Raw genomic sequence first — 14,222 nt, 5'->3', positions numbered from 1 at the left:
GGCAGTTAACTTCCTTAAGTTTCCAATGAAGATTGCATCATGAAGATTTCAACGCTGTCACTCTCAGCTTCGGCGCTGTTGTTATTGCTTGCTGGACTATTAGCAGCCGTGGTGCTGTGGAGCAGCGATCAAAGACAACAGATTGAGCAACAAACCCAAGTACTTCAAGGCCTACAACAGGATTTTCTCGTGGGGGTACGCCGCGATCTCGATGGCTATTTAGCCAGTGGTAACGCGACCCAACTCGAAGAAGCCAAAGCCAAACTGAGCAAGATTAAAACAGAGCTCAGCGAGCTCAACCTCGCCGCAGCGGGCAGTGCAGATGAGGAATTACAAACTGGCCTTAGCCAATTCATTCAAGACTTAGACACTAAATACCGCGCCGCAGGCAAACTCGCTGGCAACCCAAGACAACTGCTGGCCCACGCCGAATCTGAAATGCTCGACTATAACCGCAGGCTTGGCAGTTACGCCGACAAAGGTTTAGCAATTAATGCCACTGTGGCCGAACAATATCTGCAATTAAGTCGCGACTTACCCAGCATTGTTTATCAATTATCGCAGCTTACCGATGGCTATCTCATCGATAAAAATCAGCAACTTAAAAACATTCTCGACAGCACCAGCAAGGAGCTGAACCAGTGGCGTGACCGACTGAACGCCCTGCCGTTAATCGGCGTGTACGAGCAGCAGGAAGCCGATGAATTTGCCCTCGGCGCGAGTGAACCAGAACAGATTGAAGTGGGTGAAAATGATCGCAGCGAGCTGTTAAGCCTTGCCAACCGCTACAATAAAGAAGTCGCCAACACCCACCAACTGTTGCAAGCCAATCAGGAGATGCAAGAGCAGCTAATTCAAGCCATTAGCAGAGTTGAACAGCAGCTCATCGCCCTCGGTGAGGCGCAGGCCGCCAAAAACCAACAACTCAAATATGAGTTACAAGTCATTCTTTATGCGATGGTTTCGATTATGGCGCTGTTTGCTATCGGCTATTTAATCCTGCAACAGAACCGTGTGGTTAAACCCCTTAAACGCCTCAATCAAGCCTTTATGCAATTAAGCGAGTCTAACAGTCGTGAACGCTTGGACATCAATCGCCGCTGCGAAACCGGCCAAATTGCAGGGCATTTCAATCAATTACTGCACAGATTCGAGCAAGAAGACGAGCTCCAGCGCCAACAAATGACTAAGGTTTCCCAATCCTTGAGTCAGTTGGTCGCGCGCATTACTCAACTGTCGCAACACACCGAACACACTCAGACCATAGTCGCCGACACTCAGTCGCAAACCGAGCATATCCGCAGCCTCGCCAATGAGGTCAGCCATACCTCGGCCCTAGTCGAGCAGAGTGCGGCCGAAACCATGCGCCAAATGCAGTCGAGCCAAACCGAGGCCGAAGCCGTGCTGAGTGCCACAGAACAAACTCAAACGGCGGTTGGCCTTTGCCATGCCTCGCTCGAAAGCCTGAATAACTCAGTGGCAGATGTTGCTAAAATCATTGATGTGATTGGTAATATTGCCGAGCAAACCAATCTGTTGGCACTTAATGCCGCTATCGAAGCCGCCCGTGCGGGCGAGCAAGGTCGCGGTTTTGCCGTGGTCGCCGATGAAGTACGAAGCCTGAGTCAACGCACTCAGGTGTCGTTAAATGAAATCGTGAAGATCCTGCATCAACTCACCCAATCTAACCTCGCACTCGGCGAGAGTGTCGATGGCATTGCCCAAGCGACCGATAGCCAAAAACAACGGGCACAGAGCCTATGGCATGTGGCGCAAACCGTGCAAAATCAAGCGAGTGAAATGGCCAATACCGCCAAACAAGGCTCACTCAACGCCAAGGAACAGGTCGATTACCTCGATGAATTTGTTCGCAGCATGGATAACCTAAAAGACCAAGCGCAAACCAGTTCGCAGCAGAGCGAAGTGATTGCCCAAGAAGTACAGCAAAGCGTGGAAGATATTGAGACCAGCCTAGGCATAGCCGACACCAACACAGTATCTGCCCGAGCGGCTTAAGCTTGATGCCAATAAAAATGGGAGCCTAGGCTCCCATTTTGTTTTTTAATCAGGTATTAAAGTGCCGCTAATACCACTTCGGCTTTACTCACTTCAAATGACTTAGGTGCTTCTACATTCAGTAACGTCACCACGCCGTTATCGATGATCATCGCATAACGTTGTGAACGCACACCGCCAAAGCCAGCGGTATCCATTTCGAGTCCGAGCGCTTTAGTAAAGCTGGCATCGCCATCGGCAAGCATCAGTAACTCAGACGCATTTTGCGCTTCGCCCCAAGCTTTCATCACAAAGGCATCGTTTACCGATACACAGGCAATTAAATCAACGCCTTTGGCTTTAAACTGATCGGCCAGCACCACATAACCTGGCAAATGCGCTTCAGAACAGGTTGGTGTGAAAGCACCAGGCACTGCAAATAACACCACTTTTTTACCCGCGAACAGCTCGGTAACTTGATGATTTACCATGCCATCTTTAGTCAGTTGGCTTAGCGTCGCCGCTGGTAATGTTTGACCTTGAGCAATCATGTCTTTCTTCCTTTAGTTAACGTAACTTGCCCATACTAGCCCGAATCCGAAATGATAAACACAGAGAGAAAAAGGGGATTTGTGCAGTGAAGCAAATTACGATACGGGAAAACCTAGAATGGAATAGCAAGTTTTTACTTTGGGATGCACCACTTACTTTTTTTTGAATAAACGATGGCTATTTTTCGATCCCAACGTTTGAGCTTAGCGGCGCAGCATTTTTGTGTCGGCTTGACCGAGATTTATGGTTACCTCGAACTCAAGGCCTGCTAGTTTCTCAGCAATAAGTAACTTCTTTGCACGCTCCGTCGCTATGATCATTCGGCCACGGCTATTACCAGAGCCGAAAACAACATCAGTGCCAGAAAGATCAGATTCTGGTTCCTTTAGAAGAATTGCGGGTGTTGCACCAGCAACAGCCTTATGGAAACCACACGCAGTACAAAAGGATTCAAATTTTGTTTTTCTTGATGCAGAGTCAAACGATGTTATCGATGTTGGTTTTATCACAAAGAATTCAGAATCAGATGGGAGGGCAAGAAATTCAAGCCCACCCAGTTGCAATCGTTGACATGTCTCCTTGAACTTAAGGGAGGCGATGTTTTAACCGTCATAGGTTGCAGATAAGTCGTATTCCCTCTTTTTGACTCGAAAGAGTGAATTAATAAAATAAAGCTCCGTCTTATAACCACATACGGAGCAAATAGGGATATCTTGAACATCCTCAAGCAGGCTGTCGCAGGAGCCACACATGTTTGAATCGTTATCACGACCGTGAAGGGTAAATGCAGCCACTAACTTCCTCTAATTAATAAAGACATTAAAAGCAACTGAGTCTAACGGAGAGCAAACGCACAGGCGCTACGCTGCCTTACATTGTAAAATGTTGTCGGCTAGAAATTTGATTGAACATACGTAAGCAGCAATTCCTTAATATTGTCTGGGTACTCTGTGAACTCATAGTCAAGTTTATTTAAGTACTCTTCATGTTTTTCAGAAATACTTTCCAATATCTCAACTCTCTCATCACGGTTTTTAGGCGGGCCTTCAGGACCAAATAGATCCAGTGCTTTCTGGGCAATGCTTGCCATGTTATGAGCACCAATAGCGTCGAAAGCTTTTGCTGCATAAAAGGAAATATCGCCAGCTGAGTTATAAAAAAGCTGGTCAAAACCACCGTTATTAACTTCGGCCTCCACAGCCCATATTGTTGCTAATACACGCTCATGCTCACGAATCGCATCGAATTCTTTTGATTCAAGTTCGATCAGTGACTGTTCAAATGCTTGCTCGATATTCATGTCGGCTTTTAATATTGCTACTGTGTATATGCGCCTAATCTCACCTAAGTTCACTCGGCAAAACTATCCACAACTCACTGATTTAAAATTTGATTTCCACAATAACAAAAATCATTCTGGGTAGAAAGTGAGCATGCGCATAATTTCTACAAGTTTTACTTTACGCATTGCGAAATAAAAAAGCAGCGTATCGATAGATATGCTGCTTTTAGTATTAGCCACGCTGTTTACTCTAAATAGGCGTTGACTTAGTAAAACCCTGATGGCTTACAAAAGAGTTTATTTCAGGGTATTAAACCCATTTTTCACGCTTGCGTAGTGCAGCGAACAACCCAAGGCCAAGCAAGGCAAAGATAGACAATGCACCGCCGCTTTCTTCCACCACAATCACTTCGTCAACACGGTCACGGTCGCTACTTTCCAGCGGCAAGGCATATAAGCCATCGGTGTCATCGGCGCTAATGGTGGCGACAATATCGCTATAACCCACTTCATAAACATCGATTAATACATCGTAGTGATCCGTTGGATAGCCGGTGTAGAGGGTGGTCAGCACTTCGTAATCATCCTGCGTTGAGTCACCATAAATGGTAAACACGTCCGTGGTGTAGTAATGCACCCAAGGGCCACCGTTACGGCTGAGGTATAACTCGGCAAACAGGTCGGCGCGCTCATTGAGGTAAGAGCCAAACACATCCACATCGAAGGTCACGCTGAAGGTTTGATAAAACCCATCGTAATCAAAGTCTTCAAACAAACGGCTGCTGGCATCAAAAATCCCAAAGCTGTGATACACGGGGGCGCGATAGGGATCTTCACTGGTCGCACTCGAGCTTGGGATAGGCTGGCTCGTATGCTTAGCAATCACTTGTTCGCGGGTCATGGGGGTATCGCCCATCAATTGCACGCGATGAGCACTCGGACTCTTTGGCGACAACGACGGTGCTAAAGATTTAACTGCGGCCGCAGCGGCTTCACCCACACTTTGAGCGGGCGCCGACTGCTGCAATAGGCTTAGGGCTTGTTTTTCTTGCTCTGCGGCCTGCTCGGCATCGGCTTTTTTTGCCATCCCAATACTGGCCGCGCTAAAGGGGGCCAAGTTTGACTCGTCGAAGGACTCTGCGCTCACCATGGTCGGCGCCAGTAATGCGCCTGCCAATGCCATTGCCTTGATAAAGGTAGAGTGAGTTGTGCCTACGATACCTGATTGATTGAGTGTGCTCATCTTGAATACCCCATTGGATAATCCGTTCAAATTGGTGACATTAGAGGGCACTCAAGGTGAACATAAGCTGAACATTAAAAACCGTGATTTTTGGGATAAAAAAGCCGTTCAGCCTCAATTCATCTGTTTTGGTTAACACTGCTAATATGTCACAGGATATGACTCCTGTTCTGTAAAGAGGTTCGATGGGGATTAACTCGATAAAATCCCACGAATCGCAGTGAATTTTAAAGGAATTGTGTTTACCAATTGGCTGATCTCTATGTGTTTGTTATGGTGATAAGGTATTCTTAGTCGACTCGATAAGCTATCCACCTAGCTACTCACTTAAGATCGCCGAACATGCGCGGGTAACAGATATGAAACTTGGTTTGACACTGACCCTAGTCGCTTGCTTATGCACCTCCTTTGGCAGCATAGCGGGCAATGATAAACACGATGATCGTAATCAATCGCGCGGCCAAGGTGTGAAGAATGAACAGCGCCGCCTTGTGGTCAACAGTCCAGATCAAGCTGTGGCGATGGCACAACGTCAATATCGAGGAAAAGTGCTCAGCGTGCAGTCGAGTGGCTCGGGCTATAGAGTCAAAATCCTCAATAACGATGGCCAAGTTTTTTCTGTTTCGGTGGATGCCGCCACTGGGCGTGTTTCGAGGAATTAATATGCGACTCTTACTCGTTGAAGACGATTTAGCGCTTCAAGCCAACTTAAAACAGCACTTGCTCGATGCTCACTACAGCATAGATGTTGCCAGCGACGGCGAAGAAGGCCTGTATCAAGCCATTGAATATAATTATGACGCCGCGATTATCGATGTCGGTTTGCCTAAACTCGACGGCATAAGCCTTATCCGCCGCGTTCGCCAAAAAGAGCGCGCGTTCCCTATCCTGATTTTAACCGCGCGAGATAGTTGGCAGGATAAAGTCGAGGGCCTCGATGCGGGTGCCGACGACTATCTCACTAAGCCCTTTCATCCCGAAGAATTAGTGGCTCGGCTCAAAGCCTTGATCCGCCGCTCGGCCGGTAAAGCCAGCCCAGTGATTACTAACGGCCCCTTTAGTTTAAATACCAGTAGCTTAGAAGTGCGCAAAGGGGATGAACTCGTCACCCTAAGCGGCTCTGAATACAAGCTATTTGAGATTTTTATGCTGCATCAGGGCGAAGTGAAATCGAAAACTGCGCTCACCGAACATATCTACGATCAGGATTTTGACCTCGACTCCAACGTTATCGAAGTCTTTATCCGCCGTTTACGCAAAAAACTCGACCCAGATAACCAATACAATCTGATCGAAACCCTGCGCGGCCAAGGCTATCGTTTAAGAGTCATCTCCCCAGATGAGTAAGCGTGCGCTTGCCTGGCAGTTATTAAACTCCCTCAAAACTCGGCTCGTCCTCAGTGCGCTGCTGTTTATTTTGGTGCTGCTGCCGCTGATTGGGGTCGCCCTCAATGACGCCTTTGCCGAGCAGGTAAAAAGCGCCGCTAAAAACGAGCTAAGTGCCTATGTGTATTCGGTGTTAGCGGTGACTGAGGTTGAAAACAAACGGATTTTTATCCCCGAATTAGTGCTCGAAAACCGCTTTAACCTCATTCAATCAGGCCTCTATGCCATTGCCACCACAGAGAATGCCGAGCATCAGCAGAGCATAGTCTGGCACTCACAGTCTTTTATGGGCATCACGCCGCCGGCGCAGCTCACTATTCCGCCGACGGGCAAAAGTGCCTTCGATCAAATCGACCTCGCTGGCGCGCCGCACCTTATCTACAGCTTTAGCGTGAGCTTTGCCAGCCTGAATGAAAACGTGCCAGTTACAGTCCATATCATTAAGGATGAATTGGAGTTTCAACAGCAAATCTCCCAATTTAATCAACAGCTTTGGACTTGGTTACTGATCTTGATCTTTGTGATGCTGGTGTTTCAGTTAAGTTGGTTGATTTGGACCATTAGGCCGCTGGCGCGCTTTACCCAAGAACTCCACGATGTCGAACAGGGTAAATCGACCCAGCTTAGTAGCCAGTATCCGAGTGAGCTACAGGAAGTCGCGCGGCAATTGAATATCCTGCTCAATACCGAGCAGACCCAGCGTAAACGTTATCGCAATGCCCTTGCGGATTTGGCCCATAGCCTGAAAACCCCGCTGGCGGTGATCAAGAGTCAGGCGGACTTAAGCGAAGCCTCGAGCGAGCAAGTGTCGAATATCAGTCGCATCATCAGCCACCAGCTTAAACGCGCCCAAACGGCGGCGGCCGCTTCCTGGCATTTAGGCATTAAGGTGGAGGAGGTCGCCGCCAAATTGCTGCGAACCTTGGCCAAGATTTATCGTGAGCCGCAGATAGATCTCAGCGGCGACCTAGCACCACATGCCGTATTTAAGGGCGATGAGGCCGATCTGACCGAAATTTTAGGTAACTTGCTCGATAACGCCTGCAAGGCCGCCAAGTCGCAGGTCAAATTAACCGTCACAGGCGACGCCTACCAGCTCCAACTTTGTATCGAAGACGACGGCCCTGGGATCAGCGAAGCCCTGCAAACTCAAATATTTGAGCGTGGGATCCGCGCCGACTCTTATCACCAAGGCAACGGTATAGGTTTAGCCATAGTGCGCGATCTAGTGGATAGCTATAATGGCCGCATTTCCGTATCCCGTTCAGAAAACTTAGGCGGCGCCAAGTTTACGGTTAACTTCACCCACTCGGCTTAAGCGTCTATTTCATCAAGATAACTAGGGCGTGTTGACGTTTCGAGATTAAATTTTGTTCGTTCTGGCAAGCACGTGCTCGCGAAACGAGGAATGATGTGTAGTTATTCTACTCAAATGACGAGTGACAAAGAGCAAGGGCTTGCCAGACGAACCCTTCGGGCAGCATTTGGCTGGCTTTTCTGCCGCGTTATCGTCCGTTTATGTAGAATAACCACACTGCACGGACTTTGCCTTGCATTAAAGCCAGCCAAATTGCTGCAAAAATAACCCTGAAACGTCAACACGCCCTAATGAGTTAGCTAAAAATTGTGCTGTTTTAGGCATTTTTACCACACAAAATACTTTCAGCTTATGTTCATATTCACGCGCCTATGATGCCAATAACATCCTCAAATAGGATTATTGGAGCGAACCATGAACAGATTACATCGATGGAAATGGCTGGTGTTATCGGCGGCGTTAGTTGCCCTGCCGTTCACTGCGCCAACTCAAGCCGCAGGCGTATCAGTCAGCCAAGGTTCAAGTGCTTCACTGAGCCAAGCCGAACTCGAACAGATGCTTGCGCCCATTGCACTCTACCCCGATAGTTTATTGAGCCATATTTTGATCGCCTCCACCTATCCACTCGAAGTGGTACAGGCGCAGCGTTGGTTAGAGGATAACCCTAAGTTATCGACCGACGAGGTGATGTCTCGCACCGAAGACAAGAACTGGGATCCGAGTGTTAAAGCCCTTATGGCTTTCCCTAACGTCTTAGAGAAAATGAGCGAAGACTTAGATTGGACCCAAAAACTCGGCGAAGCCTTTTTAGCCGACGAAGGCCAAGTGATGGATGGCATTCAATCGCTTAGACAACAAGCGGATAAAGCCAACAGTTTGGCCAATATGGACAACATGGCGGTGACCCGTGCGAACAACCAGATCATCATAGAACCCGCAAGGCGCGAAGTAGTGTATGTGCCCTACTATGATCCCCGCGTGGTTTATGGCACTTGGCGCTGGGGCGTGGCCTACCCCCCTGTTTATTGGGAGTTTGGTGGCTATGTGGGCTACCCTTACCGCCCAAGTCATAGTTACTTTTACTGGTCACCCGGGATCCATATTTCCTTTAACTACTTCTTTAGCTCGTTCCATTGGCACAGCCACAGAGTCGTCGTTGTCGATCACCGTCACTCCCACCATTATCGCCCAAGGGAGCGATACTCAGTCAGCTATGGTGCTCAACCTTGGAAGCATAAACCCGAGCACAGACGCGGTGTGGTTTACCACAATCCTGTGGTGAAAGAGCGCTACTACGGCGATAGTAAGTTCCGTGGCCGTGACTCCCACTCCAGTGGCAGTGGTCAGCACTTTACCAGCCAATATGCCAAATCGAGGGAACACCAAGACGCACGGTATAACCGCGACAACAAGGGCTATGACAAGCGCCAAGATAAGGACAGAAGCAACAACTTAAGCCGCGACAATCAATACAGCCGCGAGCGTGTGCCTAGCTTCCAAAATACTCAGGCCGAGTTAAAAGAGCGCCGCGTGGCACCGACAAACTCGGCGCAAACCAAAAGAGAAGGTTACCAGAAAGAGCGTAACGACAATTTCCGTCAGGATAATCAAGTAAGACAAGCGCAGGCAAAAGCGACGAGGGAGCAAACCAAGAACAGTCCACAGCGCCAGTATCAGACTCGAGAGCAGCAACCACGCAGCTTTGAGCCACGTACTCAGCCACAGAGACCGGAAGCTCGCCCCGAGGTAAGACGCGCCGAGCCGCAACGTATAGAGCAGCCCCGCCAAGCGCCGCCAAGACAGCGGGAAGAGAATCGAGTCAGGCAGAATGATTCACGCTAAAATATGCAGATGGCCCGCAGCCCAGAGCATAACCAAGGCAGATCGGCACAGAGCCAAGAGCGCCGCCACAGGGAATAATCTCAACCAATAAAAAGAGCGCGAATATTCGCGCTCTTTCTTTATGTTCAAATAGCTAAAACTTGAGGGTCAGGGACTGGCCTTCTCCCATGCCCTGCCATTCGATGGTCAGCTCCATTATCTCATTGATAATATGTTCAAAGTCCGCTTGAGACACCTCGGGCAGCGCGAGTTTACGGTTGCTACAGCTTTGCTCTAGCAGGTATAAAAACCCGGCATAGGTCGACGCATCGGCAGACCACAGCAAAGATTGCAGGGATTCGACAATCGACTCGGTTTGCCAAATTAAGGTTTTATCCGCGACGGCTAAGGAGGCTTCGTTGTGCTCGAGGGAAAAACTGATATCGGCGCCTGCGCGCACTTGGGCGAAAAACGCGCCCTGAATATGCAGTCGTTTTTCAACGACATAATGGATCATGTCATGGGGAGCTATGCCCTGCTCGGGCATTTGTGTTTGGGTTGCGCTGCCATCCATGCGCACGCAACGTAATTGTCCATAACGCTTCGAACCTTTGGTGAAGATAACTTGCATAAAGCCGTCCTTAGTTTATCCATCTTTCCATCGCCGGATTTAGCCAAGTATAGTTCTAAATGGATAAAAAACGGCTTAAAAATTGCGCTCGATAAAACGCGAACACTCTTCGGCCGCCAAGGGTTTACTAAAGTAATAACCCTGCACTAAATCGCAGCCCATGCCCGATAACAGCACCAGTTGCGCCTCATTCTCGACCCCTTCGGCCACGACGGTCAGCCCCAACTCATGTGCCATTGAAATCGTTGCCGCACTGATGGCGGCATCGTTCGGATCGCTCTCAATATCCTTCACAAAAGAGCGGTCTAACTTGAGTCTGTCTAAGGGCAATAACTTCAAGTAAGAGAGTGACGAGTAACCCGTGCCAAAGTCATCAATCGCCAATTCGATCCCATGCTGACGCAACTCGGCCAGTAACTTGGCATTTTGCTCGGGATACTGCATGGCCACGCTCTCGGTGATTTCAAGCTCGAGCGCCCCTTTGGGCAACTTATGCTTGGTAAGCACGTTGATGATATCGACAACGATAGTGTCCTTACGCAATTGATGGGCCGAGAGATTGACCGCCATCCGCAGCCCTTTGGCGCCCTTCTCACGCCACTCGGCTAGCTGCGCCAACGCCTGCTCTAACACCCATTGGCCGATAGGAATAATCATGTCGATCTCTTCGGCGATAGGGATAAAGCGATCGGGAGCCACCAAGCCCAATTCGGGATGTTGCCAACGGATCAGCGCCTCAACACCGACCATTTGCCCAGTGTTGATATCGATTTGTGGCTGATAGTGTAGCCGCAGCTCATCACGGGCAATGGCCTGCCTGAGTCCGGTTTCGATTTGTTGACGCTCGGTCACTAAGGTGTTCATGGCGGCGGTGAAAAACTGATAGTTATTGCGCCCCGCCGCTTTGGCGCGGTACATAGCCATATCGGCATTTTTCATGAGCGCCTCAACACTGTCACCATCGGTTGGGAACAAGCTAATGCCTATGCTGGGTGATGAATGTAGCGGCTTGTTATCTATGGTGTAGGTTTGATTCAAACCACTGCGTAGGGCTTCTGCCACCTTAGCCACCTCGTCATGGTCCGTATCGGACAACACCACCACGAACTCATCGCCGCCTAAACGCGCGACGATATCGTCGCTGCTCACAATACTCTTCAGCCGCCGCGCCACTTCGAGCAGCAGCATATCGCCGACATGGTGTCCCAAGGTGTCGTTGATATTTTTGAAGTGATCCATATCGATAAACATCACGGCAATCTGGGTCTGACTGACAAAGGCTTCTTTGAAAACCGTCTCTAACCGCGATTGCAGACTCAATCGATTCGGCAGCAGAGTCAAGGAATCGTGGTGCGCGAGGAAGTGAATGCGCTCCTCGTTAACTTTGCGTTCGCTGATATCGGTAAAACTACCGATGTAATGGCTGACAGACCCCGTCTCATCCCGCACGACAGACATCATCAACCATTTAGGGAAATCAAATCCCTCTTTGTGTCTGTCCCACACCTCACCCTGCCAGAATCCGGTCTGTTCGAGGGCGGCGCGCACTCTAGCATCATTGCTACGGTCGGTCCGCTCAGCTTCGAGGAAGCGGCAGTTTTTGCCGATGATCTCATCTCGGGTGTATCCGGTAATTTGGGTAAAGGCACTATTCACATCCACGATAATATCATTCGCGTCCATGATGGTGATGCCTTCACCGCTTTGCTGGAATACCTGAGCCAGCAGGTTAACCCTAGCCACAGTGCGTTCCTGCTCGGTAATGTCCTCCACAATAAACAGGATCAGTTGCTCGCCGTTAGCTGCGGTAACCAAGGAGCCATTTAACCTCACTGCCACCATTTGCCCGTCCTTATGGCGGTAATGCTTCTGGTAGGGACCGTAACGGCGAGTCTGCTTGAGGCGCTCGAGCTGCTCGGTTTCACTCACCCGATAACGGATGGGCGTAAGCTCCCAAGGATCGAGTGTCTGCAACTCTTCGAGGGTATAACCGGTAATATCCATAAAGGCTTGGTTGATGGCTACAAACTGCCCGTCCTCTAGCCGTTTTAACGCGTGGCCCACAGGCGCCTTATCGAACAGGGTGCGATACCTTTGCTCACTCTCGATCAAGGTCGCTTGGAAGGTTTGGCTACGGGCGATCTCCTTCGAGAGTGCCATGGTTTTTTCCGCCACCTTTTCGGCGATGCGGTGCCGCTCTCCGGAAGACACTAAGGTCATACCGCCGACAACCGCGCAGGTGATAAACGCCAGCAGTAGCATCAGCAGCGATAGACTAAAGGTGTCGCCCATCAGCTCGGAATAAGACTCGTAGATAACGATATGCCAATGCCTATCGGCCAGCATTAAGTTGGCCTGATAATACTGGCCCATCTTGTCGCTTTGTATGTTCCCCTGAAACTGGGGGAAGGTCTTCTGGCTATTGGCGTAGAGTAAGGCTCCGCCAGCACTCATGTCCGTCAGTCGCCAGTGCAAGCCTTTGACCTGCTCCACCGCATTGATAATCGATTGCAGGTCGATCACCGCAGAGCAAAAGCCCTCAATATTGCCTAAACGGTCGAAGACGGGGGCAATAAACAGCGTCCCGCCCGGTCCATTTGGATCCTCCGCCAGTTGAATTTTTCCGGTCATCACAGGTGATAGTGTGGCGCGGACTTTGGCAATCGCCGCCGCCCTTGTCGGTTCGCCATTAAGGTCAATACCCAGGGCGGCACGGCTGGTGTTTATCGGTTGCACAAACTTAATCGGCACTAACCAACCGTCGGGATTGGGCCGCCCATTGGCTAAGTATCGAATGCGGTATGATTCGCCAATCTCGGCGCGGGTGGCGGCCTCGAAACTGTCTTTATCGGTCGCGGCAATCAGTGGTGACCAAGCCCAAGCCCGAAACCCATCTAATTGCAGTTGGTTGCGCTTACCAAACTGGATAAATTCATCCTGAGACACCTGCTCGCTATTATCGAATAAACTCGCGAGCGCAATCACTTGCTGAAGATTCGACACCTGAAAACTTTCAACATTGCTAATAATGGCATTGGACTGAATTTGAAATTTATCCTGCAGCTGCTGCCGCTGGTTCATATCCGAGTAGTAATAAATGCCGACACAGAATAAAAAGCCGACAAACAGTGGCAACCCTGTCTGAATCCGCCTTGAGCGCCAAATGGAGCGCTGATCGAAGAGCAACATCGTCAGCGGAATGAAGATCACCGCTCCGAGTAAGTCCCCAAGCCACCAATTGATCGTACTGCCAAAGACATCCTTTATGGGAATGGTGCCATGGGCGGCCAGGGCGGCATTACCAAACAGGGTGGCAATCATGCAGGTTAACGAGAGGCTGAGGCAGGACTTAATGACAGTGTTGGGTCTATCTAAGGTAACTAAGGGGTCGATACGGCGGATCACATTGGCAGAAACATAGGCCTGTAAACTCGATGCCGCAGCAATCACTAAGGGCAGCCAACCGAGATGGATCTCACCACCGATATTGATGTTAATCAGCCAAGAGCCGACCAAGATACCAAACCAGGGCGAATACTTGCTCCATATCAGGCAGGAGGCAATGGCAATACCCGCCGCAGGCCAAATGGCAGCCGAATAACCGGGAGGTAAGGCAATCAACAAACCGATTTTGCCAACGACAAAGTAAGCCAAGGCAACGAGTAGATTGACCTTAAGGTAGTGAGCAAATGCTTTGATATCCAATCCCTTTTTATTACTAAGCCGCAACTCAGATAGGTCACATAATGCCTTAATCTACAAATCAATCTCAAGCTTAGTAAAAGCTAATCATCAATTCTGTTATCGGTCGCCAGCGTAAACGCTTCATTAACGGTCGGTTTGCTATAGCGAAATCTGCTAGACTCACGCCAAATCTTAAGCGCAGCCAAAGGATGGGCATTAACGAGTGAGGAGGTTATCCCGCATCAATGCGATAAAGATAATTCCGTGAAAAGGGGCGAAAGCGCAGCGAGTTTAGGTGATTTTTCCAGCT

The 14,222-nt window shown here is 49.5% G+C and carries 10 protein-coding genes and 1 pseudogene; 5 read left to right on the top strand and 6 right to left on the bottom strand.

The features are described 5' to 3' along the window. Positions 1 to 39: 39 nt before the first annotated feature. Entirely contained in the window at positions 40 to 2,016 is a 1,977-nt protein-coding gene (locus CBX96_RS10915) for a methyl-accepting chemotaxis protein (protein ID WP_109286712.1), read from the top strand. Between the two features lie 56 nt (positions 2,017 to 2,072). On the opposite strand, the gene CBX96_RS10910 is transcribed toward CBX96_RS10915, so the two are convergent. The 4 genes from CBX96_RS10910 to CBX96_RS10895 all read right to left on the bottom strand — a co-directional run bounded on the left by CBX96_RS10910 (position 2,073) and on the right by CBX96_RS10895 (position 5,072). After that, the gene (locus CBX96_RS10910; RefSeq protein WP_011624535.1) at positions 2,073 to 2,546 is read right to left on the bottom strand and encodes a peroxiredoxin; all 474 of its coding nucleotides are present in this window, start codon (positions 2,544 to 2,546) and stop codon (positions 2,073 to 2,075) included. Between the two features lie 204 nt (positions 2,547 to 2,750). Beyond that, positions 2,751 to 3,110: a hypothetical protein gene (locus CBX96_RS10905; RefSeq protein WP_109286711.1), complete on the bottom strand. Its 360-nt coding sequence runs from the start codon at positions 3,108 to 3,110 to the stop codon at positions 2,751 to 2,753. A gap of 329 nt (positions 3,111 to 3,439) precedes the next feature. Further along, positions 3,440 to 3,847, bottom strand: coding sequence for a DMP19 family protein (locus tag CBX96_RS10900; RefSeq protein ID WP_088586386.1), 408 nt, complete (start codon positions 3,845 to 3,847; stop codon positions 3,440 to 3,442). A gap of 292 nt (positions 3,848 to 4,139) precedes the next feature. Further along, positions 4,140 to 5,072, bottom strand: a complete 933-nt coding sequence (locus CBX96_RS10895; RefSeq protein ID WP_109286710.1) for a choice-of-anchor H family protein — start codon at positions 5,070 to 5,072, stop codon at positions 4,140 to 4,142. A gap of 359 nt (positions 5,073 to 5,431) precedes the next feature. Here CBX96_RS10895 and CBX96_RS10890 point away from each other — a divergent pair, with 359 nt between their 5' ends. The 4 genes and pseudogenes from CBX96_RS10890 (at position 5,432) to CBX96_RS10875 (ending at position 9,696) form a co-directional block, all read left to right on the top strand. Beyond that, a complete protein-coding gene (locus tag CBX96_RS10890; protein ID WP_109286709.1) occupies positions 5,432 to 5,734 on the top strand; it encodes a PepSY domain-containing protein in 303 nt (100 codons plus the stop codon). A gap of 1 nt (position 5,735) precedes the next feature. Further along, positions 5,736 to 6,419, top strand: coding sequence for a response regulator transcription factor (locus CBX96_RS10885; RefSeq protein ID WP_011627620.1), 684 nt, complete (start codon positions 5,736 to 5,738; stop codon positions 6,417 to 6,419). Beyond that, positions 6,412 to 7,776, top strand: coding sequence for an ATP-binding protein (locus CBX96_RS10880; RefSeq protein ID WP_109286708.1), 1,365 nt, complete (start codon positions 6,412 to 6,414; stop codon positions 7,774 to 7,776). Before CBX96_RS10885 ends, CBX96_RS10880 begins: the two co-directional genes overlap by 8 nt. 414 nt (positions 7,777 to 8,190) lie before the next feature. Next, positions 8,191 to 9,696, top strand: a pseudogene (locus CBX96_RS10875) (DUF3300 domain-containing protein). Between the two features lie 55 nt (positions 9,697 to 9,751). On the opposite strand, the gene CBX96_RS10870 reads toward CBX96_RS10875, so the two are convergent. Beyond that, positions 9,752 to 10,228, bottom strand: a complete 477-nt coding sequence (locus CBX96_RS10870) for a cytoplasmic protein (RefSeq protein ID WP_109286706.1) — start codon at positions 10,226 to 10,228, stop codon at positions 9,752 to 9,754. Positions 10,229 to 10,303: 75 nt separating this feature from the next. Then, the gene (locus CBX96_RS10865; RefSeq protein ID WP_181382190.1) at positions 10,304 to 13,933 is read right to left on the bottom strand and encodes an EAL domain-containing protein; all 3,630 of its coding nucleotides are present in this window, start codon (positions 13,931 to 13,933) and stop codon (positions 10,304 to 10,306) included. Positions 13,934 to 14,222: the final 289 nt, after the last annotated feature.

Origin of the sequence: Shewanella sp. BC20, assembly GCF_003129585.1 — a bacterium.
In the GTDB taxonomy this organism is placed as follows: Bacteria; Pseudomonadota; Gammaproteobacteria; order Enterobacterales; family Shewanellaceae; genus Shewanella; species Shewanella seohaensis.
The sequence above is the reverse complement of the archived record's forward strand: the minus strand, read 5'-3'. Positions and strand labels throughout refer to the sequence as shown.